The 23,679-nt window shown below is 39.4% G+C and carries 28 protein-coding genes and 1 riboswitch; of the genes, 18 read left to right on the top strand and 10 right to left on the bottom strand.

Annotated features, from left to right (window positions below; all coding sequences use genetic code 11):
• Positions 1–154: 154 nt before the first annotated feature.
• The gene (locus OU989_RS10355) at positions 155–2,092 is read right to left on the bottom strand and encodes an elongation factor G (RefSeq protein WP_274797067.1); all 1,938 of its coding nucleotides are present in this window, start codon (positions 2,090–2,092) and stop codon (positions 155–157) included.
• 182 nt (positions 2,093–2,274) lie between these two features.
• Positions 2,275–2,461, top strand: a riboswitch (cobalamin riboswitch).
• 126 nt (positions 2,462–2,587) lie between these two features.
• Between OU989_RS10355 and OU989_RS10360 the strand changes: the two genes are divergently transcribed.
• From OU989_RS10360 to OU989_RS10370, 3 genes are all read left to right on the top strand, one after another.
• On the top strand, positions 2,588–3,583 hold the full coding sequence (locus OU989_RS10360; RefSeq protein ID WP_274797068.1) for an ABC transporter substrate-binding protein: 996 nt from the start codon (positions 2,588–2,590) through the stop codon (positions 3,581–3,583).
• Positions 3,584–3,642: 59 nt separating this feature from the next.
• The gene (locus tag OU989_RS10365; protein ID WP_274797069.1) at positions 3,643–4,320 is read left to right on the top strand and encodes an NAD(P)/FAD-dependent oxidoreductase; all 678 of its coding nucleotides are present in this window, start codon (positions 3,643–3,645) and stop codon (positions 4,318–4,320) included.
• Between the two features lie 72 nt (positions 4,321–4,392).
• On the top strand, positions 4,393–6,381 hold the full coding sequence (locus OU989_RS10370; protein ID WP_274797070.1) for a S9 family peptidase: 1,989 nt from the start codon (positions 4,393–4,395) through the stop codon (positions 6,379–6,381).
• 83 nt (positions 6,382–6,464) lie between these two features.
• On the opposite strand, the gene OU989_RS10375 is transcribed toward OU989_RS10370, so the two are convergent.
• The gene (locus OU989_RS10375) at positions 6,465–7,661 is read right to left on the bottom strand and encodes a class I SAM-dependent rRNA methyltransferase (protein WP_274797071.1); all 1,197 of its coding nucleotides are present in this window, start codon (positions 7,659–7,661) and stop codon (positions 6,465–6,467) included.
• Between the two features lie 62 nt (positions 7,662–7,723).
• Complete coding sequence (locus OU989_RS10380) at positions 7,724–8,641, bottom strand: alpha/beta hydrolase (RefSeq protein ID WP_274797073.1); 918 nt, start codon at positions 8,639–8,641, stop codon at positions 7,724–7,726.
• Positions 8,642–8,802: 161 nt separating this feature from the next.
• On the opposite strand from OU989_RS10380, the gene folA reads away from it, so the two are divergent.
• Positions 8,803–9,279, top strand: coding sequence for a type 3 dihydrofolate reductase (gene folA / locus OU989_RS10385; protein WP_274797074.1), 477 nt, complete (start codon positions 8,803–8,805; stop codon positions 9,277–9,279).
• 43 nt (positions 9,280–9,322) lie between these two features.
• Here the strand turns inward: folA and trhA are convergent, their stop codons facing one another.
• On the bottom strand, positions 9,323–9,958 hold the full coding sequence (gene trhA, locus OU989_RS10390; RefSeq protein ID WP_274797077.1) for a PAQR family membrane homeostasis protein TrhA: 636 nt from the start codon (positions 9,956–9,958) through the stop codon (positions 9,323–9,325).
• Between the two features lie 275 nt (positions 9,959–10,233).
• Between trhA and OU989_RS10395 the strand changes: the two genes are divergently transcribed.
• The 5 genes from OU989_RS10395 to msrB all read left to right on the top strand — a co-directional run bounded on the left by OU989_RS10395 (position 10,234) and on the right by msrB (position 14,252).
• The gene (locus OU989_RS10395; RefSeq protein WP_274797078.1) at positions 10,234–11,076 is read left to right on the top strand and encodes a DegV family protein; all 843 of its coding nucleotides are present in this window, start codon (positions 10,234–10,236) and stop codon (positions 11,074–11,076) included.
• A 693-nt stretch (positions 11,077–11,769) separates the two neighbouring features.
• The gene (locus OU989_RS10400) at positions 11,770–12,699 is read left to right on the top strand and encodes a GDSL-type esterase/lipase family protein (protein WP_274797079.1); all 930 of its coding nucleotides are present in this window, start codon (positions 11,770–11,772) and stop codon (positions 12,697–12,699) included.
• Positions 12,700–12,703: 4 nt separating this feature from the next.
• Positions 12,704–13,285, top strand: a complete 582-nt coding sequence (locus tag OU989_RS10405; protein ID WP_274797080.1) for a YpmS family protein — start codon at positions 12,704–12,706, stop codon at positions 13,283–13,285.
• A gap of 12 nt (positions 13,286–13,297) precedes the next feature.
• Positions 13,298–13,831: a peptide-methionine (S)-S-oxide reductase MsrA gene (gene msrA, locus OU989_RS10410; RefSeq protein WP_274797081.1), complete on the top strand. Its 534-nt coding sequence runs from the start codon at positions 13,298–13,300 to the stop codon at positions 13,829–13,831.
• Positions 13,824–14,252 carry a peptide-methionine (R)-S-oxide reductase MsrB gene (gene msrB, locus OU989_RS10415; RefSeq protein ID WP_274797082.1) on the top strand — a complete coding sequence of 143 codons (429 nt, stop codon included), beginning with the start codon at positions 13,824–13,826 and terminating at the stop codon, positions 14,250–14,252. The genes msrA and msrB overlap by 8 nt, the downstream gene beginning before the upstream one ends.
• A gap of 1,407 nt (positions 14,253–15,659) precedes the next feature.
• On the opposite strand, the gene OU989_RS10420 is transcribed toward msrB, so the two are convergent.
• Positions 15,660–17,486 (bottom strand): methyl-accepting chemotaxis protein, encoded by a 1,827-nt coding sequence (locus OU989_RS10420; protein ID WP_274797083.1) that lies wholly within the window; start codon positions 17,484–17,486, stop codon positions 15,660–15,662.
• 248 nt (positions 17,487–17,734) lie between these two features.
• Here OU989_RS10420 and OU989_RS10425 point away from each other — a divergent pair, with 248 nt between their 5' ends.
• From OU989_RS10425 to OU989_RS10435, 3 genes are all read left to right on the top strand, one after another.
• On the top strand, positions 17,735–17,953 hold the full coding sequence (locus OU989_RS10425) for a YozE family protein (protein WP_274797084.1): 219 nt from the start codon (positions 17,735–17,737) through the stop codon (positions 17,951–17,953).
• Between the two features lie 111 nt (positions 17,954–18,064).
• Complete coding sequence (gene deoD / locus OU989_RS10430; protein WP_274797086.1) at positions 18,065–18,772, top strand: purine-nucleoside phosphorylase; 708 nt, start codon at positions 18,065–18,067, stop codon at positions 18,770–18,772.
• 147 nt (positions 18,773–18,919) lie between these two features.
• A complete protein-coding gene (locus tag OU989_RS10435; RefSeq protein WP_274797087.1) occupies positions 18,920–19,411 on the top strand; it encodes a GyrI-like domain-containing protein in 492 nt (163 codons plus the stop codon).
• Here the strand turns inward: OU989_RS10435 and OU989_RS10440 are convergent.
• The gene (locus OU989_RS10440; RefSeq protein WP_274797088.1) at positions 19,395–19,670 is read right to left on the bottom strand and encodes a hypothetical protein; all 276 of its coding nucleotides are present in this window, start codon (positions 19,668–19,670) and stop codon (positions 19,395–19,397) included. The genes OU989_RS10435 and OU989_RS10440 overlap by 17 nt on opposite strands.
• Positions 19,671–19,901: 231 nt before the next feature.
• A complete protein-coding gene (locus tag OU989_RS10445) occupies positions 19,902–20,429 on the bottom strand; it encodes a GNAT family N-acetyltransferase (RefSeq protein WP_274797089.1) in 528 nt (175 codons plus the stop codon).
• 135 nt (positions 20,430–20,564) lie between these two features.
• On the opposite strand from OU989_RS10445, the gene OU989_RS10450 reads away from it, so the two are divergent.
• Complete coding sequence (locus OU989_RS10450; RefSeq protein ID WP_274797091.1) at positions 20,565–20,741, top strand: hypothetical protein; 177 nt, start codon at positions 20,565–20,567, stop codon at positions 20,739–20,741.
• Positions 20,742–20,749: 8 nt separating this feature from the next.
• Here the strand turns inward: OU989_RS10450 and OU989_RS10455 are convergent, their stop codons facing one another.
• Positions 20,750–20,971, bottom strand: coding sequence for a DUF3923 family protein (locus OU989_RS10455; RefSeq protein WP_274797318.1), 222 nt, complete (start codon positions 20,969–20,971; stop codon positions 20,750–20,752).
• Positions 20,972–21,077: 106 nt separating this feature from the next.
• Here OU989_RS10455 and OU989_RS10460 point away from each other — a divergent pair, with 106 nt between their 5' ends.
• Together OU989_RS10460 and OU989_RS10465 are read left to right on the top strand one after the other, a co-directional pair.
• Complete coding sequence (locus OU989_RS10460; protein WP_274797093.1) at positions 21,078–21,461, top strand: hypothetical protein; 384 nt, start codon at positions 21,078–21,080, stop codon at positions 21,459–21,461.
• Between the two features lie 78 nt (positions 21,462–21,539).
• Positions 21,540–22,094 (top strand): hypothetical protein, encoded by a 555-nt coding sequence (locus tag OU989_RS10465; protein ID WP_274797094.1) that lies wholly within the window; start codon positions 21,540–21,542, stop codon positions 22,092–22,094.
• Positions 22,095–22,103: 9 nt separating this feature from the next.
• Here OU989_RS10465 and OU989_RS10470 read toward each other — a convergent pair whose 3' ends face one another.
• The gene (locus OU989_RS10470) at positions 22,104–22,265 is read right to left on the bottom strand and encodes a hypothetical protein (protein ID WP_274797095.1); all 162 of its coding nucleotides are present in this window, start codon (positions 22,263–22,265) and stop codon (positions 22,104–22,106) included.
• Between the two features lie 89 nt (positions 22,266–22,354).
• Between OU989_RS10470 and OU989_RS10475 the strand changes: the two genes are divergently transcribed.
• Complete coding sequence (locus OU989_RS10475) at positions 22,355–22,921, top strand: group-specific protein (protein ID WP_274797096.1); 567 nt, start codon at positions 22,355–22,357, stop codon at positions 22,919–22,921.
• Positions 22,922–22,938: 17 nt separating this feature from the next.
• Here the strand turns inward: OU989_RS10475 and OU989_RS10480 are convergent, their stop codons facing one another.
• Entirely contained in the window at positions 22,939–23,187 is a 249-nt protein-coding gene (locus tag OU989_RS10480) for a hypothetical protein (RefSeq protein ID WP_274797097.1), read from the bottom strand.
• A 78-nt stretch (positions 23,188–23,265) separates the two neighbouring features.
• Here OU989_RS10480 and OU989_RS10485 point away from each other — a divergent pair, with 78 nt between their 5' ends.
• On the top strand, positions 23,266–23,490 hold the full coding sequence (locus OU989_RS10485; protein WP_274797098.1) for a hypothetical protein: 225 nt from the start codon (positions 23,266–23,268) through the stop codon (positions 23,488–23,490).
• A gap of 19 nt (positions 23,491–23,509) precedes the next feature.
• On the top strand, positions 23,510–23,674 hold the full coding sequence (locus OU989_RS10490; RefSeq protein ID WP_274797099.1) for a hypothetical protein: 165 nt from the start codon (positions 23,510–23,512) through the stop codon (positions 23,672–23,674).
• Positions 23,675–23,679 lie beyond the last annotated feature (5 nt).

Consider the following 23,679-nt stretch of genomic DNA (forward strand, 5'->3'; position numbering starts at 1 on the left):
ACACCCGCGCAAGAGTAAGGAATACCCGCACTAGAGCGAAGAAAACCCGCGAAAGGAGCAAACACCCGCGCTAGAGCTAGGAATACCCGCGGAAGGAAGAATCCCTGCCGCCAAGAGCAAATCCCCACGTGAGCGGTGCCACCCAATCCCAATATTATTGGCAATGCATGGCGGCTTGTGCTTCTTGCCAAGGGACGGTGTAGCCTTTGCCTTTCGCGCAAAAGATGCTAGAGGAACTATATTCAGGGTCGGCATTTTTATCGTAGCCAATTTGTGCAATGACTTCCTCGGGGTTATGGCACACATCATAGCCGTCAAACTGTAGTGTTAGTGCGCCCTTTCCATTTGTATAGGCAGCATAGGTTGTGCTATAGCTCATCAAAGTGGCAACGGGCGCACGTCCTGTTAGCACAACATCTGTTTCCGTCAAGATTGGGTCATCGAATGTACCCGCTGCTTGTTGAATGTCGGTCATCATGCGGCCAATAAAGTCATTAGAGGCTTTCATTTTAAAGCGATAGTATGGCTCCAGTAAGACATTCTGCGCTTGCTCAAGTCCTTGGCGTAACGCTCGGAAAGTAGCTTCTCGGAAATCACCGCCCGATGTGTGTTCATTGTGCCCGCGACCTGTCAACAGCGTAAAATGAACATCGGTTAGCGGGAAGCCTGTCAGTAGTCCATGATGCTCCCGTTCAAATAAGTGCTTTTCAACAAGTCGTTGGTTACCTACTGATAAATCATCCGCATGACAGGCATTGCTAAAAGTTATGCCTGTTCCACGTGGATTTGGCTCCATTAATACATGCACTTCCGCATAATGCTTGAGTGGCTCAAAATGGCCATAGCCTGTAACCGTTGTCGCAATTGTCTCCATGTATAAAATTTGTGGCTCTCCGAAAGAAACGACTAATGAAAAACGCTTCTGTAATACCTCAACGAGTACCTCTAGCTGAATAACGCCCATTATATGCACGTGGATTTCCTGGAATTTTTCCTGCCAGAGAACACGTAATGAAGGCTCTTCCGCTTCTAACAAACGAAAAATTTGTAGCACTTCTTTAATATGTTGGTCGCCTTCATATTGTACCTTTGCCTGTAAGGTTGGGACGAGCTCGTACGGCTGCGATTGTGTAGTACTGCCAATGCGGTCTCCAATAGTTGCCTGACTTAACCCTTTAACAGCAAATATCTCACCCGCTTCAACATGTTGAACGGTTTCAAAGCGATTGCCATTATAAAGGCGAATTTCTGTGATTTTTTCTGTTGTCTCGCCAAAGGTAAATTCATCCCGCACATGTAAGGACCCCTGCATGGCCTTCATAAAGGTTAAACGCTGGTGGCCGTCGTGTCGTATTTTAAAAACCTCTCCCTGAAACGGTGCATCCTGTTCAAAATGAGTATCGGTTAATAGAGGAAGCTGGGCAATAAATTCCTGAATGCCCTCATCCTTTAAGGCCGAGCCTGTAAAGCAAGGGAAAGCACATTCACTTGTAATCATGTCCTTTAGCTGTGCTAGACATTGTTCATGTTCCAACGATTCATTCAAAAAGGCATCGAGTAATTCTTCATCTCGCTCTGCCAGCCATTCCATCATACTACTAGAAAGATAATCTGCTCGAAGCGGTTCATCGATCAACAAGACATCTGGTGAGCAATCTTTACGTAGCTGCTTCATGACTGCCTCTACGTTGGCCCCTTCACGATCGATTTTATTGATAAAAAAGAAGGTTGGGACATGATATTTACGTAACAGCTGCCATACTGTTTCTGTATGACCTTGCACGCCCTCCACTGCACTGATAATAATAATGGCGTAATCCATGACTCGAATGGAACGCTCCATTTCAGGGGAGAAATCGACATGCCCTGGTGTATCAATTAACGTGTATGTATCATCGCCGATGTTCATGCGACCTTGCTCGGCAAATATGGTGATGCCACGCTTGCGCTCTAATTCATGATTATCGAGAAAGGTATCCTGGTGATCGACACGGCCTCGGGCTTGAATACTATTTGTATGAAAAAGTACTTGCTCAGAAAATGTTGTTTTCCCTGCATCGACATGCGCAAGTACACCAATTGTTTTGTACATAACCAATCCTCGTTTCTATCCATTGCTTTCTTCCCATTGTAACAGAATTCTCGTAGAAATATTTCTTGTAAAATAGTTCGTCTTTATGTCGAAATAGTGCTAATATAATGGGGATTATGGATGTCACGCCATGTTCCTCATTGCGTGATTAATCTTCTTCTGCTAGTCTATCAATAGTATTAACCATTATAAAATGTATTGGTGCAAATGGCATTTGTCATTTGCTTAAAAGGGAAATCGGTGTAATTCCGATGCTGTCCCGCAACTGTAAATGGGGAGTCTATACAACGTGCCACTGTAGTGTAGCTATGGGAAGGCGTATAGATGATGAACCTAAGCCAGGATACCTGCCAATATGAACTGTTAACTAAGAACCACGAGGATGGGGATAGTGATAAAGGTGACCATACCATTTTTTCACTATGCTTCTCTCTTGGCGACAAGAGGGTTTTTTTATGCCCTCAAAACTATATTCATAACAAAGGAGATTAGGACATGAAGAAATGGAATAGTTTATGGCTCATCATGGTCATTGCCTTAGTAGCTGTTTTAGGCGCTTGTAATGCAACGGACAACAAAGAGTCTGCAGAACAGGGTGAAAAGGTTGAGCCGTCCGAGACAGCAACAACAGAAGTAACGATCGAAAATAATGATACAACGCAAACATATAAGGAAGCACCAAAAAAAGCGATTAGTTTAAATCAGCATGTAACGGAAATCATGCTGGCATTAGGATTAGAGGATTCCATGGTAGGAACAGCTTACTTAGATGATACAATCTATGAGCCATTACAAGAAGCTTACGATAAGGTCCCTGTGCTTTCAGATCAATATCCAACGAAGGAGCAAGTAATTGATGCAGAGGCGGATTTCTTATATGCAGGCTGGAAAAGTGGCTTTGGTGAAAAGGGCGTAGGAACTCCGGAAGAGCTAGAGGCATTAGGGATTCATACGTATTTACATACAGCTTCCAATATGACAAAGCCGACATTAGAGGATATTTTCACTGATATTCGCAATATCGCGAAGATTTTCCGGGTGGAGGATCGTGGAGAAGCCTTAATTGAGCAAATGACGAAAGACGTAGAAAATGTACAGTCGAAATTACCGAAAGATGATGAAAATTTACGTGTGTTAGTGTTTGACAGCGGTGAAAAGGATATCTTTACAGCTGGTCAAAACTTTATGAATGAGCTAGTGACCATCGCTGGTGGTCAAAATATTTTTGGTGATGTGGAATCCGGCTGGACAACCGTATCAAAAGAAGATGCAGTAGACCGTAACCCAGAGGTGGTGGTTGTCATTGATTACGGTGAAACAACAGCAGAACAAAAGATTCAATTCTTAAAAAATGATCCCGCATTAAAGGAGATGGAAGCTGTTAAAAATGAGCGCTTTGTTATTCTTCCGCTATCAGCAGCATCTGAAGGAGTTCGAGCAGCAGAGGCGATTGAAATTTTAGCAAAAGGCTTCTATCCTGAAAATTTTTAATCTAACAACAATCCGAGCTAGCGTTTTTGCTAGCTCCTTTTTCATAAGGAGAGATATCCATGAATGCATTTCAAAAAAACGTACCAGATCAAACCTTCGAAACACTTAGCCAACAAGGCGAATTTACACGCTTAGCTGTCAGTCCTGGCATTATTAATAAGCATTACACGCCAGCACAATTTCAAAAAATAGCCGAGATTGTTGGAGAAAAGGGGGCAATTAAGTATTCGGCTTCTTATAGTATTATAGTATCCGTCCCGACGAGTGCTGCCGCACAAGCTGTTCAAGCCTTACAGGAAGCGGGTCTACATATTGCACCAGCAGTACCTAATATCGTCATGAAGGCATGTGATTTTTGTGATGGTGAAAAAATGGAGGCAGTGCATATTACAGAACAGCTCTATCATACGTTAGAGAGGATTCAGGTCCCTTCGAGAGTGCGTGTTAACGTGAATGGCTGTGCATCTGCCTGCTATAACCCATCTTTTGATGATATAGGACTCGTTTATCAAAACGAAAGCTTTGATGTTTATTTAGGGGCTATACCGATGGGGGCAAAGGCACAGGCTGGCACATTATTTGCAAAAAAGGTAGGGGTAGAACAGATTGAAGGCTTTGTGCTACAAATTATAAGTCTTTATCAGGAGTATGCACGTCCTCATGAGCCCTTTTATAAATTTTATCGTAGAACAAAATCAACTGAATATTGGGAAATAGTAAAAGATTCTATTAAATAGCAGGAATATTACTTAGGGTGTCGAAGTATTGTAATAAGGCAATAAAAATTACAAATCCAAAGGAGTAAGAACATGACATCGAAACAAGGAATTCAACCAGAAGATCTTTATCACTTAAAATCGGTAGCAGATCCCCAGCTATCACCTGATGGCACTGAGGTAATATATGTAGAGACTCGTATTGATGAAAAGAAAAAAGACTATATATCCAATTTATTTTACATACACTTGAAGGATAGAACGCCAAAGCAATGGACATTTGGAGAGGATAGAACAAGTGCTCCTGTTTGGTCTCCGGATGGCAGTCAAATTGCCTTTTTGTCAACGAGAACGGGGCAGCCCCAAATTTATGTTTTGTCAAAAGCGGGGGGTGAGGCAAAACAAGTGACACATTGTAAAAATGGTGCGTCATCTCCTGTATGGTCACCGTGCGGAAAGAAAATTGCCTTTTCTGTTAAGCTAGGGAAGGATGAATCTATCTTAGACAAGGTGGAGGATGAAAAGAAAGAGGAGAAAGAAGTAAAGCCTCTCGAAATAGACAAGATGAAACATAAATCAGATGCAGGTGGGTTCTTGAATTTGGAGCAGTTTACCCACATTGCCATCGTCGATTTGGAATCGGGTGAGCTTGAGCAAGTGACGGAAGGAAATGAACATTTCCATCTTGATACATGGTCGCCAAATGGACAATATCTTACGTATTTAGCAGATAAAGCGGAGGATTTAGATTTCTCATTTAATATCGATATTTTCTTATTAAATGTAGAGACAAAAGAGACGCGCCAGCTTACGCAAGGAACAGGCATGTATTATCAAACATCATGGTCACCGAATAGTCGCTTTATTTCTTATATAGGAAGTGAAAGAGAATTTGAAAATGCTACGCAAGCTAAGCTATGGGTGTATGATTTGCAAGACAATGTGCTGACATGTATCACAGGTGAATTTGATGCACCGATTGGGGATTTTGCTATTGGAGATTTCCTACAAGGTGTAGTGACACCACGTGTTCAATGGCTGAACGATAACAAAAGCTTCTACTTCCAAGTAACAGATCATGGCAATGCGGCGATTTATTTCGGTAATATAGAGGGCGAAATCTACCCAGCTATTCACGATGATCAATATGTCTATGGTTTCTCACTTGATGCTCAACAGGATAAAGCAGTTGTTGCTATTAGCACAACAACAAATCCTGGCGATTTATTTTACATCAACTTGCAAACAGGTGACAGAGAACAGCTAACATCCATCAATGAAGAATTTTTAAAGACGAGAACCTTATCGGTACCAGAAGCCATTGAATTCGAAGGAGCAGAGGGCTGGAAGGTTAACGGCTGGATTATGAAGCCAGTTGGCTATGAAGCTGGGAATAAATATCCTCTCGTTCTTGAAATTCATGGTGGGCCACATGCCATGTATGCCAACACCTATTTTAATGAGTTCCAAATCTTAGCTGCTCAAGGCTTTGCTGTGCTTTATACGAACCCACGTGGTAGTCATGGCTATGGTCAAACATTTGTCGATGCAGTACGAGGTGATTATGGTGGTAATGATTATCAGGATCTGATGGCTGCCGTAGACTACACGTTGGAGCACTATGATTTTATTGACCAAGACCGTCTTGGTGTAACAGGGGGAAGCTATGGAGGCTTTATGACCAACTGGATTGTTGGCCATACGAACCGCTTTAAAGCAGCCGTGACACAGCGTTCCATTTCGAACTGGATTAGCTTCTATGGTGTTAGTGATATTGGCTATTACTTTACAGACTGGCAAATTCAAGCGGGCTTTGACGATATAGAGAAGCTATGGCATCATTCTCCACTGAAATATGTAGATAATGTGGAGACACCTTTATTGATTTTACATGGTGAAAAAGATTATCGCTGTCCGATTGAGCAGGCAGAGCAATTATTTATTGCCTTAAAGCATCGTAAAAAAGAAACAAAATTCGTGCGTTTCCCTGAGGCTAATCATGAGCTATCTCGAAGCGGAAAACCAACGTTACGAATTAATCGACTCGAATATATTCGCGATTGGTTTGTGAAGTATTTATAAGGTTTTATTCGCGGCTTAAGAACTTTCTTAGGCCACTTTTTTACATAAAAAAAGAATCACAGCAAAGTGTGATTCCCTCCTAGTTAGTCGATCTTTTGAATGAATACGACCTTCAAGTAATTAAATTCAGGGTATTCCCGAGGCACACGGAAATCCTTCGGTAAACCGTATTCCTCGACAATTTTATAGCGTGTACGAGTCTCTTTAAAGGCTTGGTCAATAAAGCTTTTAAACTTTTTCATACCAAAGCTTGCATTATTGGTAGAAGCAACAATGATACCGTTTTTGGCCGTAATCGCAATCGTGTCCTTCAGTAATTTAGGGTAGTCCTTCGCCGTTGAAAACGTCATTTGCTTCGTACGTGCAAAGCTAGGTGGGTCTAATACGACAAGGTCGAACTGTAATGCATGACGCTGCGCATATTTAAAATAATGAAAGACATCCATCACTTTTATATCCTGTGCTTCATAATCAATGTCATTGACACTAAATTGCTCAATCGTTTTGGCTAGACTGCGTTTAGCTACGTCCACACTCGTTGTTTTATTAGCGCCTCCGAGGGCAGCTGCCACAGAAAATGCCCCTGTATAGGAGAACGTATTGAGCATGTTGGTGCTGTTTGCATAACGCTCACGTATAGCCAATCGTACCTCACGTTGATCAAGGAAAATGCCCGTCATCGCACCATCATTTAAATGAACCGCATAGGTCATGCCATTTTCCTTCACCATAAGGGGAAATTCGCCAGGCGTGCCCATGACAAAATCATCCTGTTCCATGTACTGCCCTTTACTATCAAAGCGTTTTTTCTCATAAATGGCTTGGTAGTTGACTGTTTCAGCAAGCGCCTCATAAACCACTTCTTTAAATGAATAAATACCCTCACTATACCAACTCACCATATAGTACCCATTAAAAAAGTCAATTGTTAAACCACCAATGCCATCTCCTTCACCATTAAAAACTCGGAAGGCAGTCGTGTTGTCATTGTTAAAAAATGCTGCACGATTGTCGATCGCTTTTTTGAATTTTTTTATGAAAAAAGCTTTATCAATCGTTTCGTTGGCATCTGTTGTCAGCACCCATCCAATCCCTTTATTTTGGATACCGTAGTATCCTGTGCCAATAAATCGATTATGGTGATCCATCAGCTTCAGGAGCGTTCCTTGCTCGGTAGGCAGCTGTTTTGCATTCACTGCATCCTTTGAAATAAGCGGGTAGCCTTTTCTTAATTGATCGGAAAATGGCTGTTGTATTTGTAGAGCAATTGTTTGTGTCATCGTGTCATCCTTTAAAAAACGTTTTGCTCTATTATCGCACTGTTTGAGTGGGATAGCCAAACTTATTTTAGGAATTGGGCGATTTTTTCCACCGTTTCAATCGTTGCATCTTCAAAATAATTCATTTTACTAAAATAGCTATGAATTAAACCTGGCATTGTGACATGCTCTACGGCAACACCAGCGTCCATTAGTTTTTGTGCATAGCTTTGGCCTTCATCAAAGAGCACATCTGCCTCGGCCGCAATAATCATTGTCTTGGGCATACTACGAACATCCTCTAGCTGGAGCGGAGATACAAATGGGTTTGTAAAATTGGATTCATCTGTATAATGCTGTGAGAACCACTTCATGCCTTGGATATCTAAGCCAAAATTTTCACCATATAAGTGATAAGAATCCGTAGTAAAATTCACATTTGTCACGGGATAAATAAGTACTTGGGCTTGTAATGTTGGGCCTCTCATTGTAGAAGCTAAGTAAGCAACAACTGTCGCTAAATTACCGCCAGCACTATCCCCAGCAACAGTCAATTGACTAACATCTCCACCAAACGATTCCATATGGTCATGCACCCATAGTAAGCTATCATAGGCATCATGCAATGGAATTGGGAAGGCGAACTCAGGTGCTAAACGATAATCAACGGAAACGACAATAGCCTGTGCCCGATCTGCTAATAGCTGACAGCCTGCATCAGCCGAATCTAAATTGCCGTAAACCCAACCACCGCCGTGGTAATAAACAATTACAGGTAATGGTTGATCGTGGAAAGGAGTATAAATTCGAAGCGTAATTTTCGCTCCATCTCGTACAGATATTTCTTGATCCTTAATCGACGCAAGCTGTGGTTTCTTTGGTGATTGCCACTGTGTCACCGTACGCGCTGCTCTTGCTTCTTGTGGCGTTACTTTGTAATAAGGCGTACCATGATGCTGATCTTCAATATAATGAACAGCTTCTTTTCGCAATGTAGTCATCTTTATCATTCCTTTATTGTGACGTTTGTTAATTCTATTATAAACTATTCGTATAATTTTACTAGGATTTAGGTGTAGAAAAAGAAAATTCTTTTAGAAATAAGGTGAAACAAGCGAAATGTGTTTATAATAAAAGAGATGAACGTATTTGGAGGGACAGTATGATTTCTTTAATTGTGGCACATGATGACAACCACGTCATCGGGTATAACAACGGCATGCCTTGGCATTTGCCAGGAGATTTGCAGTATTTTAAACAGAAAACAATGGGCAAGCCGATGATAATGGGACGAAAAACATTCGAATCCATTGGTCGACCGCTTCCTGGACGTCGCAATATTGTTATTACGCGTGATAAAAACTATCATGCCGATGGTATTGAAGTCGTGACAAGCTTGGAGGAAGCATTAGCACTAGCTGGAGATGTACCTGAGATTATGATAATTGGTGGCGAACAAATTTTTCGTTTAGTCATGGAGAAGGCTGATCGTTTATACATTACAAAAATCAATCATTCCTTCCAGGGAGATACCTATTTCCCAAGCTATGAGCAGGATTTTGTTCAAGTATCTTCAGAAGAGCCAGAAACAGCACCAGAAGGCTATATATTCCAATATCAAATTTTTGAACGTAAATAAATGAAAAAGCAATCGCTCATTGTGATCGGAGCGATTGCTTTTATTATAGATAAAAATATACACACGCATACATAGAGGCACAACCAGCTAATACAAAGAGATGCCAAATGGCGTGGTTGTAAGGCAGTGAGCGCCATGCATAAAAGATAGCACCAATTGTATAAAAAAGCCCACCTGCTAGCAATAAGGCAAAACCATAAAATCCTAAGAAAAGATAAACAGGCTTAATGGCGAAAATAATTAACCAACCCATACCGATATAAAAAATCAGTGAAAGAACTTCAAAGCGATTAATAAAGAAACATTTAAAAAGTACACCTAGCACAGCCAGTGTCCAAATAATGCATAGTAAAGTCAAACCTAAAGTGCCACCAACGGCAATTAATAAAAACGGCGTATAAGTGCCAGCAATTAAAATATAAATGGACGAGTGGTCTAAAATAGCGAAAAAGTGTTTATATTTTTCTGGCATACTGTGTAGCAATGTAGACATTAAAAACAGGATGATAACAGACGCACCAAAAATACTAAAAGTGGTAATATGTAGGGCATTTCCTGTTTGAATGGCTGCTAACAGTAAGACAACTAGTGCCGGAATACTGGCAATGAAACCAATACCGTGTGTAATGGCATTCCACAGCTCTTCCTTCCACGATTTATAGTCAAATGAATCGATCATTTGAAACACTCCTTTCGTTTATATGTTTACTATACCCCAATAATTTATACATGAACATTTACATTTGTCATATATTTCATCTCTAAAATGTCATAAGGCTGTCATATTCTCTGAGGGGCATTGATAGACAAGAGGTAGGCGAAAACGCTATAGTATCCAAGGTAGCGTTTACATGCTAGAGAAGACAAGGTTTTGCCTAATGACAAATGTCATGTTTACATAATGATTCATTAGTCTATATAATAAATTTTAATGAAGTAAAAGGATGTGTCAAAGTGGGACGAATTCATATAGTAACGGACTCAACTTGTGATTTAACGAAAGAAGAAGTAGCACAACATGGTATACATATCGTGCCTTTAACGATTCAAATTGATGGTGCAACCTATACAGATGGTGTGGATTTAGAACCGCAGCCATTTTTAGGCTTAATGAAAAATGCGAAAAATTTACCAAAAAGCTCTCAGCCAGCTCCAGGAAAATTTAAAGAATTGTATGATGAGCTTGGTAAAGATGGAGATCAAATTATCTCTATCCATATGACAGGTGGCATGAGTGGAACGGTTGAATCAGCGCGACAAGCCGCACAAATGACAGATGCGGATGTAACGGTAATTGACTCGCGTTTTATTGCCATTGGTCTTGCCATTCAGCTTCGAGAGGCGATTAAAATGCGAGATGCAGGTGCTACAGTAGCGGACATAGTGGCTCGCCTTGAAAAAGTACGCGAAAACACACATTTGTATGTTATTGTAGATACACTTGAAAACCTCATTAAAGGAGGTCGAATCGGTAAAGGAACGGGCTTTATCGGTTCACTCTTAAATATCAAAGTCATTGCCAACCTAGAAGGCGGCGTTTACAATCCGGTTTCCAAGGTACGTAGCCATAAGCAGGTAGTCAATTTCTTATTTAAACAATTCCAAGCAGACACTGCCGGAAAAACAGTCAAGGCAGTTGGTATCTCTCATGCAGATGGCCTAGTCACAATGGGGAATCCATTAAAAGAATTAATCGAAGGCACAGGCTTTACCGATGTAGAAATTGCCTTCACATCCCCAATCATCTCGACACACACGGGTCCAGGCGCCATCGGCTTTATTTATTTTGCAGAATAATAGCAAGGAGCCACTACATAAGTAATTGTAGTGGCTTTTTTCATGCTTTGCTTATTTTGCCATGATCATTTTAGTGGTAAGGAAGAGCGGTTTCGAAGCGATAATGATCACTTTAGTTTGAAAGAAGAGCGGTTTTGATACTAAGATGATCACCTTAGTGGTAAGGAAGAGCGGTTTCGAAGCGATAATGATCACTTTAGTTTGAAAGAAGAGCGGTTTTGATACTAAGATGATCACCTTAGTGGTAAGGAAGAGCGGTTTCGAAGTCATGATGATCACTTTAGTGTCAAAGAAGAGCGGATTCGAAGCAAAGATATCACTTTAATGTCAAGAAAGATCGGTTTCAAAGTCATGATGATCACTTTAGTGGTAAGAGAGATCGGTTTCGAAGCAAAGCTGATCACTTTAGTGTCAAGAAAGATCGGTTTCAAAGTCATGATGATCACTTTAGTGTCAAGAAAGATCGGTTTCAAAGTCATGATGATCACTTTAGTGGTAAGAGAGATCGGTTTCGAAGCAAAGCTGATCACTTTAGTGTCAAGAAAGAACAGTTTCGAAGCGATGTTGATTACATCCTTAGTGAAGAAATTTGGCAAGAACACAAAATTATGGAGAACTGAGGGTAAGTCACTTTTCATTGCGGTATGAACTATTCTATAATAGAAGTAATAGAAAGGGATGGAAGGTGGTCAAATGGACATTTGGCGATTTATGTTGTCATGTTTGACCGTCTTAGTACTAAGTGGTTGTGCAATATCAATCGATGAACCGAATCCGCAAGCAGAGCCAGACGGTGAGCAAGCAGGAACGGAGCAAGATATGACGCAGGATGAGCAACAAACAGAAGATGAGGAAAAAGCCTCTAAGAATATGTTGACGCAAATTTTTGAACATTTTTTTGAGCCATCAGCAGAGGATTTATCGCAAATTGATGAAGAAAACGCAAAGCAACTACATTACTTGGCACTGGGAGATTCGTTAACAGATGGTGTCGGTGATGAGTATAGTCAAGACGGTTATGTTGGAAGATTAGCAGATTCATTGCTGGCGTGGCCCTCGATTTCGGACGTAGATGTCGATAATCGTGGAAAACGTGGTAGGCGCAGTGATCAACTTCTAAAATTAGTGAAAAAAGGGCATTATGATGAAGAGTTGCAACAAGCGCAGCTCATTTCATTAACAATGGGCGGCAATGATGTCATGAAAGTTGTCAAGCAGGATTTGTTTAATTTGAAGCGTGACGCATTCGACAAGGAATTGAAGGCCTATAAGGAGCGCTACAGCAAAATCGTAGCAGGCATTCGCGCAAAAAATCCAACAGTGCCTATTCTACTCATTGGCTTCTATAATCCATTTTCGATTGTGACCAATGAGGCGAATGAATTTGATACAATTATTACAGAATGGAATAATGTAATTGAAGAAGTAGCGAGTGAAGATTCAAATGCTTGCTACGTTTCAGTAGAAGATTTATTCGATTCAAATGAAGAGCTCGTCTATCATACAGATTTTTTCCACCCGAATGCAAAGGGATATGAAAAAATGACCGAGCGAATACTAGCAGCAATGGAGCAGTGTGGCATGGAAAAGAAGATTAACAAGGCAATAGGCTTCGAGGAGTGACAAAATGAATAAATGGAAAGTCGCATTTTTCGCCTTAGCGGGCACAGTGCTTTTTGCAATCCTCCTCGTCGTTTTTTTAGCAACTAGACCAGTGGATGACGTCAATGTTGCGAAGAGTTCTGCAGGTGAAAGTGAAAGCAAAGGGAATGTACTCGTTGTGCAAACCACAACAAAGGAATTAGAATCGATATCAAAAAAATATTTAAAGGATGCAGCGAAGGGCTCTCCTTTACCGCTTGATTTTACAATCGGTGATGATATTCAATTAAGAAGCACATTAACCGTGTTTTATACGGAAATCCCGATTTCGATGAATTTTGATCCGATTGTGGATGAAAAGGGTAATATTATTTTAAAACAAACGGGCATGAATGTTGGACTATTGAATATTCCACCGGAGACGACAATGAAAATTATGCGTGATTCGGTGGAATTTCCCTCATGGATTACAGTGAATCCGAATAAAGCAGAAATCTATATTGATTTATCGCGTATTAACATCGCTTCAGGATCACGTGTTCGTGCCAAAGAGTTAGACTTACCAAAGGATAAAATATTATTAGAAATTATTGTTCCTGGTGAATAAGGAGTGAGATGAATGGCAAAGCAATATGCAACATTTGCGGGAGGCTGTTTTTGGTGTATGGTCAAGCCCTTTGACGAAACACCTGGTATTGACTCGGTGATTTCTGGCTATACGGGTGGACATGTTGTCAACCCCACATACGAACAAGTATGCTCAGAAACGACAGGACATGTAGAGGCTGTTCAAATCGTATTTGATGATGAATTATATAGCTACGAGCAATTACTTGCAATTTATTGGACATTGATCGATCCAACAGATGCAGGGGGTCAGTTTTATGACCGTGGAGAATCTTACACAACGGCCATTTTTTATCATAACGAAGAACAACGTGAATTAGCCGAACGTTCGAAGGCAGATTTAGAAGCATCTAAGAAGTTCGATAAGCCGATTATGGTCAAAATCTTACCAGCTAGCACGTTTTATCCAGCTGAAGATTATCATCAACAGTATTATAAGAAAAATCCAATGCACTATGAGCGCTATTCGATTGGCTCAGGTCGTCGAGCGTTCCAGGAGCATCACTGGGGGAATAAACATGAATAAAGAACAACGTTTAAAAGAACTAACAGATATGCAATATTATGTCACGCAGGAAAATGGCACAGAGCCACCATTCCGCAATGAATATGACGAGCATTTTGAGGAAGGCATCTATGTAGATATTGTTTCTGGAAAACCATTATTCAGCTCGTTGGACAAATACAACTCTGGCTGTGGTTGGCCAGCATTTACAAAACCGATTGAAAAAGAACAAGTCACAGAGCACTTCGATACATCTCACGGCATGCGTCGTGTAGAGGTTCGCAGTAAAGAAGCAGACTCTCATCTCGGACATGTCTTCCCAGATGGTCCAAGTGAATTAGGAGGCCTGCGCTACTGCATTAATTCAGCAGCCCTACGATTTGTCCCAAAAGAGGACCTAGAAAACGAAGGCTACGGCGAATATCTTTCATTATTTAAATAACGACACCTAGCAGGAGCAATCTTGCTAGGTTTTTTTGTTGATCATCGGGTTGGATATCCGGAGCGAAAGCTGCTATTGGAAGTGGAGGATAGCAATGTCAAAATTGAAGGAAAGCCGTACAAAGCGAGGAGTTTAAAACTCTTGTTGATGGATAAAATCAAGAAAGTGGTGGATAGAACGCGCAAAGTGAAGGATAGCGCATAAAGCGGTGGATAGAACGCGCAAAGTGAAGGAGTGCCGCATAAAGCGGAGGATAAAATCCTCTAATCGAAGGATAAAGCTAGGAAAGTAGTGGATAGAAAGCCCAAAGTGAAGGATAGCAGCATAAAGCGGAGGATAGAATCCTCTAATCGAAGGATAAAATCAAGAAAGTGGTGGATAGAACGCCCAAAGTGAAGGATAGCCGCATAAAGCGGAGGATAGAATCCTCTAATCGAAGGATAAAACCAAGAAAGTGGTGGATAGAACGCCAAAAGTGAAGGATAGCAGCATAAAGCGGAGGATAGAAACCTCTAATCGAAGGATAAAGCCAAGAAAGTAGTGGATAGAACGCCCAAAGTGAAGGATAGCCGCATAAAGCGATGGATAGAACCCTCTTATCGAAGGATAAAGCCAGGAAAGTAGTGGATAGAACGCGTAAAGTGAAGGATAGCCGCATAAAGCGGAGGATAGAATCCTCTAATCGAAGGATAAAACTAAGAAAGTAGTGGATAGAACGCCCAAAGTGAAGGATAGCCGTATAAAGCGGAGGATAGAATCCTCTAATCGAAGGATAAAACCAAGAAAGTAGTGGATAGAACGCGCAAAGTGAAGGATAGCCGCATAAAGCGGAGGATAGAACCCTCTAATTGAAGGATAAAGCCAGGAAAGTAGTGGATAGAACGCGTAAAATGAAGGATAGCCGCATAAAGCGGAGGATAGAATCCTCTAATCGAAGGATAAAGCCAGGAAAGTAGTGGATAGAACGCCCAAAGTGAAGGATAGCCGCATAAAGCGGAGGATAGAATCCTCTAATCGAAGGATAAAGCCAGGAAAGTAGTGGATAGAACGCCCAAAGTGAAGGATAGCCGCATAAAAAGGTGGATAGAATCCTCTAATCGAAGGATAAAACCAAGAAAGTAGTGGATAGAACGCGCAAAGTGAAGGATAGCCGCATAAAGCGGAGGATAGAATCCTCTAATCGAAGGATAAAACCAAGAAAATGGTGGATAGAACGCCCAAAGTGAAGGATAGCAGCATAAAGCGGAGGATAGAATCCTCTAATCGAAGGATAAAACCAGGAAAATAGTGGATAGAAAGCACAAAGTGAAGAATAGCCACACAAAGCAATCAGCGAGTACTACTAGAAAACTCAAAAATAAGAGGGAATCCCAAAACGAAAGGATTCCCTGGAAAGCTAAAGTATATTTAAACTTTAAACTCACTCACTAAATTTCGGAGGTTGTCTGCTTGTTGGGCCAGTTCAGTGGCTGCTGCGTTGATTTCCTGCATGGATGCAGAGCCTTGTGTTGCTGCTGCAGCAGATGTTACGGTGTTGGCTGCGGATTGTTCTGCATAGGCATTGACGTGAACAAAGTCATTTGCCACGGCATTGCTAAAGTCTAGTGTCGTCGCAATTTTATCTACCATGGCTGCGATAATGGATGTTGTTTCTTCTGTATGCATTAAAATATTGGCTAATGATTGGTTCGTTTCATTGGTTACTTCCACGCCTCGGATGACAGTAGTGACGCCTTCATGATTTTGGGCGATGATTGACGTGACTTCATTTTGAATAGAAGTGACAATGGCAGTTACTTCTTTCGCTGCACTTTGTGATTGTTCAGCTAATTTGCGAACCTCATCAGCCACCACTGCGAAGCCTCGACCATGCTCGCCAGCTCGTGCTGCTTCTATGGCCGCATTTAAAGCGAGAAGATTGGTTTGCTCGGAAATGGCCGTGATGGTCCCAATGATGGAAGTAATGTCGGCAGATTTACGACCTAATGCCTCCACAGTTGATGTTGTGGAAGCCATTGTTTCTTCAATGGACTGCATAACGAGCGAGGATTGTTCCACTGAACGGCTCCCTTCATCGGCTGCTTGCTGCATGGCAACAGAGGCGCGATGGACGGCACTAGCTTGTTCTGTAAGCTGATGCATAGAATGCTCCAGATCACTCATTTTTTGCTGGGCACTATGCATACTGGAAATGGTATTATCACTATCACTCGCAATATCAGCTGTTGCATCCGCAATATCCTGAATCGTACGGGCATTTTCATCTGCTAGCGACATTAGCTCCTGGCTACTACTTGATACATGATCAGCTAATTCACTCACACGACGTATTAAATTGGAAATCGATTCGATTAATGTGTTCGTCGAAGCGGCAATAATCGAGAATTCATCATGATTACGAACTTTTACACGTCTCGTCAAATCGCCTCCTGCTTGTGCTATATCAAGGATAGAATCGTTAATTGCCTGGGTATTGCGTTTTAAAGATTTAAAGAGCATGAAGCCAAAAATGATAATAGCTAAAAAGCCTATGATAGATACGATAAAGAATGTAGTAATCGAAATATTGACCTGTTGATTAAGCTTGTCCAATTTGGTTTTATTGGCATCATCCATGACCACATTAATGGATTCAATATTATTATCAATATGTGTTTTCATCGTTTCCCCAGCAGCACCCATCATCAGCTTACGAGCCTGCTCAAGACCTAGCTCGTCGCGCATCGTCATCACTTTTTCTGAGTAATCAAGATAATTTTTATAATATTGTTCGATGGCCTGCATATGACCAAGCTCTAATTGCCGATCTTTAAATTGTTCTTTTAATGCAGCTAGCTTTTTATTAATGGTATCAATTTTTAAATGATAAGAAGTAGAATAAATGCCATTACCTGTAATTAAATAGGATTGTTCTAAATTTGTCAGTCTAGCAATTTCATAGGCAAGTTGATTAACGGTTAGTTGTTCCTGGACATTTTTCTTAGTGAAATCCTCCATTTGCTGCTGCAAATTCTGTATATTGACATACGACAATATACCCATAACACCGTTAATCACAATAAGTAGTGCAAACATAATAAGCACTTTGCCCCGAATTAAATGATAAAAACGTTGTCGTTTCTCTTTAATAGGAGGGAGATCGTTCCCAAGTGTCTCTTGTGTTGAAGCTTTCTTTCTTTTAAAGAGAGACGGGCGTTTTTTCACTGTATTTCGCGCTTTTTTAGTCTTTTTCATCGCCATCACCTTCCTATTTTTTTCAATAGTCGATTTCAATTTTATCTTATTTTACTAGATATTTCTATTGTTATTTCTAAAAATTAAAATTTTTCAGATAAAAAGAGACTATGACAAAAGTCAGGATAGTCCAAGAATATAGTGCTAAAATGCTGGATAGGTAAAATATCTTAGTAGTAGAAGTTATGACGAATCCTTATTTTTTTGATACACTAGCAAAAGCTAATGTATAAAAGGGGAAATGTTTGATGAAAAAAAGTTTCTATTTGTATGTCCTCACATATCGTGGTGGTGATTGGACTGACCCTAAAGTACGCTTTGCAGAGGAAATGTTCCATGAGCATAATTTTCCAAAACAAAGCACAGACTTTCATGAGCTGTCCGACTATATTGAGTCCTATGCTACGGAAAACTTAACAATTGAAACATTTGATACTTTATGGGCACTCTATGAAGAGCATGCCTAATTGTATGAATACTATAAATAATTTTTTAGTTGCTAGACGTCTAGCATTGCGTAAATGACAGAAACACAGTATTATTTATAGTGATAACTGACAGAAAAGAGGGATTGCAGTATGAGTGTTCATATTAATGCAAAAAAAGGTGAAATTGCTGACACAATTTTACTTCCAGGAGATCCATTACGTGCAAAATACATCGCGGAAACATTTTTAGAAGATGTAACTTGCTACAATGAAGTACGAAATATGTTTGGTTATACAGGTACGTATAAAGGTAAACGTATTTCTGTACAAGGGACAGGTATGGGTGTGCCATCTATTTCCATCTATGTAACAGAATTAATGCAAGAATATGATGTTCAAAAATTAATCCGTGTAGGTACTTGTGGTGCAATTCAAAAAGATGTAAAAGTACGTGACGTTATTTTAGCGCAAGCAGCAACATCGGATACACGTATGAACCAAATCATTTGGGGCGGCGCTATTGATTTCGCACCAATCGCAGACTTTGATTTATTATTAAAAGCATACAATGCAGGAAAAGATGCTGGTCTTAACTTACAAGTAGGGAATATCTTCACAGCTGATATGTTCTACTCAGATGAGCACCAAAATGAAAAATTAGCACAATACGGTGTACTTGCTGTAGAAATGGAATCAGCAGCTCTTTACACATTAGCTGCAAAATTCGGCCGTAAAGCACTTTCTGTACTAACAGTAAGTGACCACATTTTAACTGGCGAAGTAACAACAGCAGAAGAACGTCAAACAACATTCAATGACATGATTGTTGTAGCGTTAGACGCAGCAATTCAAGACTAATCTAATAATTCATCAAAGCAACCGACCAACAGCCGACCATTTTTATGGAAAGGCTAGGTCGGTTGCTTTTTTTCTGGAGAAATTAAAAGGACTTTTCATAATTCCAAGAGAATAGGTAATTATAAAAATCGTTAGGGGTGTATACAAGTGGCATACCAAATTCTTTCTAGAACGTTTCAAGTAGTTGGGTTAACTGGGAAAGGAGCATTTGAAAATTTTGATAAGGAAGTTCCTGCTCTTGCAAAACAATTATTAAATCGATCTCAAGAAATAAAAAATCATACAGGAATTGAAATGGCTTTGTTTGAGCCTAAAAGAGATAAGAACCATCGCGTAGGGGAGTATTATGTAGGATTAATGGTGGATCAGGCATCTAGTGATGTGCCCCAAGGGATGGCGTTTATGGAAACAACTCATCAATATGTTACAACAAGAGGGAAAGTATCGAAAATCGGTACGCTCCATTTAGATTTATTACAGTGGGCTAATGAAAAAAATTATACAAGAAATCTAGATTCATATATTGTGGAGACGTATCACCCAATGGAGGATGGGGAAGAGGAGGTGCAAATTTATTTACCGATTCATCAAAGAAGAAGCGTGTTTTGTCAAACACGCAAGATTATAGATTTTTTTTGAATATTCCTATTAGAAGTGTAACCAGTCCGCTTAAAAATAGTATGGGAAACAAAATTATCAGTAGTCCTACTGCCGCAAACCCATCTCCTTCCGATATTCCATAGGGTATAGCAATAAGCCATGACAGTAAAGGAGCTATGACAATCATAATTGTTATTCCCCAAATGATACATTTCGTTTTTTTAGATTTACCAAGCCCAATCATAAATACAATAGACATTACCAACAATAAAGTCACAATAACCATTCCAATTGCCAACTTAAACCCTCCTATTCTTTAAAAATAAAAGATAGTCGTGTTTTCAGTGTAACATATTCCCATGTAAACATAACGATGTAAAAAGGGACAATGGTTATTGTGGTATTATTTTCTATTGTTGTTTATAATCCTCAACAACAACCAACAAACAAATTTTAACTAAAAAGTGGTCTGAATCAGTATCTAAATAGTTGAGAAAAAGACTACTCCATAAGGGTAGTCTTCATCTAATTAATCAGAAAGTAATGCGACAACCTTATTTATATCATTCCACTCATAAACTAATTCTTCTAAAACTTTCCCACCAATAGTAACCTGCAGGGATGTATTGAGCGTTGCACCAAAATGTTCGTAGAAATATTTAGTATTATTTTCAGCGAGTACTTCTACAAATATAGTTTGATCATTTTTCAGACGGAAATAGACGAATAAATCTTTCAATAATTGCTTTCCAATTCCTTTTCCTTGGTACTCTTCTAATAGATAGAGCGTTTCTACATAATTTGAATTTGGAAGGGGATTGGTGTCTCTTTTACTCGCAGATGCAAAGCCAATGATGTCACCCAAGTCATTTTCTGCGACAACTATATACTTATTACTATCTGCAAGCTGTTGTGCCCATAATTCTGTTCTTTGTTCATAGGATAAATTATTTAAATAGTCATCTGGCACGATATGTTTATAGGTAGTCCGCCAACTATCCACATGGACTTTCCCAATGCCCGTTGCATCCTTCAAGGTAGCCTTTCGAATGATCATTTTATCACCCCATAGTAAATCTTATTAAACCAGATTATAACATAGTATACAGTTTATTTACTTAATAGGGTAAAATATGAAAAATGACTACGATTGTTGAGATTGATGTAGGATGATACTGGAGGAGGGTTCTAAATGCAATTAGGCAGTGCAAACTATCAACTAACAGATAGCTATTTTTTTATTATCGATCCATTGACAGTCATACTTTTAGGATTCCTTTTATTCTTTACTATGGTCGTTGGTTTTGTTTTATGGAAGAAAAGAAAAAAGCCCCGTTTGAACGATAGGTCTCACAAAGGGCTTATGTAGATAAGAGCTTATTGGATTCTTTTTTTATCCATAAAATGAATAATGGCCAGTTGCATGAGTTGGAAAAGTATAACAAACAGGAATACTACGGCTAAAATACCGAATGACAGCATTTTGATTTCAGGCGTTTGAACGGCTCCTGCTCCATCGACTTTCCTCACGCCAATAAAAACTGCGCCAGCAGCAAAAATAATGAGCCAAACGATATTTAGTAACCACCATATTTTCATCTTCAATTGAATCAGCTTCTTTCGCTAGAATTTACATTAATTACAATTATATCATATAAAATGGAATTTTAATTAGTTTAGAATAACTTTTTGGGAAGGTGACAAGATGAAAAAGTTGGGTATACTGGTTGCGCTACTTTCAGTTGGTGCAATCATTATCTTTAGTAATAAGATCTATTATCCGTCACTGCCCATAGACTCTATTACACAGAAGGAAGCTATTCGAAAAATAAATACGTCATCGAATGATTTAGTAGAACTTTCTAAAGATCATAATGCTACTTGGTACATCACAGCGATTTCCACTATGGGCATACAAAAGGTTGATGCGGATATTCAACAACTGATGGAGAATGAGGGTTGGGTATTTCTTGAGAAGGAAGGGAGCGGGTTATTTTTCGAAAAAAATGAAGAACGGACGATTATCACGACAGAAATGTGGACGAAGCAATATGTGCTTATTCAAGTTCCTGCACGAATAAAACAATAGCGTATGAGGTGTCAAGAAAATGGCATAATTCCTTTTCAACAGGACAACATATACTAAAAAAGATAGAGGAGCGTTTAAATGAACAGGCGTATGCTTATAGGACTACTGCTATCTGTTGGATGTCTGTATATTGCCACAACGGACTACGTTTATGCCAATGAAAGTGATTCTCCACAACCTCTTGAAGAGTTTCTTCCTACAATCGGCTATAAAACGGTAGAGGCTGCTTTAAAAGAGTTCGAACAGTATAATAAAACAGAGCTGAAGCTACCTTTAAAGGTTCCACCAATTAGTTTTACACACCGCTTTGGACGATTTAATCAAATGAATGGCCATACTAATCTGGAAATAGTAATGATGAATGATCAATTGCCACAAAATCATTTTAAAATTGATATTCGACCTGTTCAGGATAAAATGCCTTTTGAAAAGTATGTGACCGATGTCTTTCTTTTAAAGAATGGTAGGGAGGCAGCCTATATTGAAAATCCGCGAATTGGTTTTCATTTGTTGGTGTTTGAAAGAGATCATTGGCAGTATGTCTTCAGTATTGACAGTGATGTCGCAGATCAGGTATCAGTAGATGTGCTTCTTGATCTAGCTAATTCAATTAATGATCCAAAAAGTAATTAGTACGCAAGATCACTTTGCAGAAGTGGTCTTAATTTTTTTGCTTTCCTGTATCTCCTCCCGTAACCGTTTTATTTCTTCAGTTTGCGCCAAAATATTTTTATTAACTTGTCTAATGGAATCATAGATCGCAATAATTCCAGCAATGATAAGAATGACAAATAATAAACCCATGATGACACTCCTTTCTTTTTTACATTTTATTGTATCATATAGAGGATTTTCCAAATATATGAAGAATTATAAGGTCGGAGGTGTTTTTTATGCAGAGATATTTATATCATATGGTTCCGCGAGAAATGGTCGGTCAAGAGCTGATGCCATTACATCAGCTTAGGGAAATATCCCCGCATTTATATGAGCGATACACAAAAAAGTATTCTGATCATCCCGAGCGAATGAAACTGTTAACGAGGAAAATCCCTCACTTAAACTGCTTGTGGAACGATGTTGTACATTTCTTACCAATCCACCCTTTTCACATCTATAGCTTGTTAACTAAGCTAGAAATTGACATCAAAGAAAACTTAACGTTTTATCGAATTCCAATACAAAAACTAGCGCCTAATCAAAATGTCATATACCTATATTCAAAAGACAACTATCAAGGGCCAGCGGGAGAAATAGCGGCAGAGGATATAAAAATATTGATGATGGATGAATATAAAGAGCTGACACAACTGCCAACTGCAACCATTGACTATTTTATAACGGAGAAAGAAAAAGGCAAGAACTTTGGGCTGTTTGCATATATTCCACATATTTTAAGCTTAGGCAAAGTGCGAGTGGATGATGTGGAAATCATAACATGGAATCAGATGATAAACTAGGAGAGTCGTATAGGCTTTTATGTCTTGTTAAATACTTTTTGAAGCAAATACACAATCAGTCGGATAATAAGTACGTAAATAAATGCCTCAATTAAGCTTGTTACTAGTACCAGTACATATCGACCGAAATCCTCTAATTCATTAAATGAAAAATTTTGTATATGCCAATCAAAAAATAATGCTTTGTAACTTGTCAGTAAAAAGGTTGGTATTAAAAGTAACCAGTAAAATAGCGGTAGCTTAAATTGATATCCTTTTACGAGCATACTATTTCCTCCTAAATTTTCCTTTAACATCTATAGTATAGGTCAAGTATTTGACAATCACAAGAAAGGAGAAATTCTATGAAAGTTATTCAATCAAAGACCATTCAACCAGAAGTAAAAACATTATTATTCTATGCCACAAAAAAAGTGGATAGCGAATATCGTCTTTATATCGAATGTCCCGAAAGAATGCTATATGGCTATTTCATTGAAGAAAATATTGTTGGATGTATAGGAATAGCAAAAATAGACCAAAAACAATGTGAACTGAAACCATATTGCCGTATCCCCAGCTTATCGTGACAAAGGAATTGGCCGTGAAATGGTCCAGTATATTAGAGATCGCTATTCATTTTCTTCAATTTGTGCTGAAACAGATCAAGATGCTGTGAATTTTTATAAAAATATAGGCTTTCAAATTACCAGCTTAGGAGAAAAATATCCAGGTGTCGAACGTTTTACCTGTCTAATGAATTGTTGTGAATAGCTCAC

It is taken from the genome of Lysinibacillus irui (genome assembly GCF_028877475.1).
GTDB classification, from domain to species: domain Bacteria; phylum Bacillota; class Bacilli; order Bacillales_A; family Planococcaceae; genus Lysinibacillus; species Lysinibacillus irui.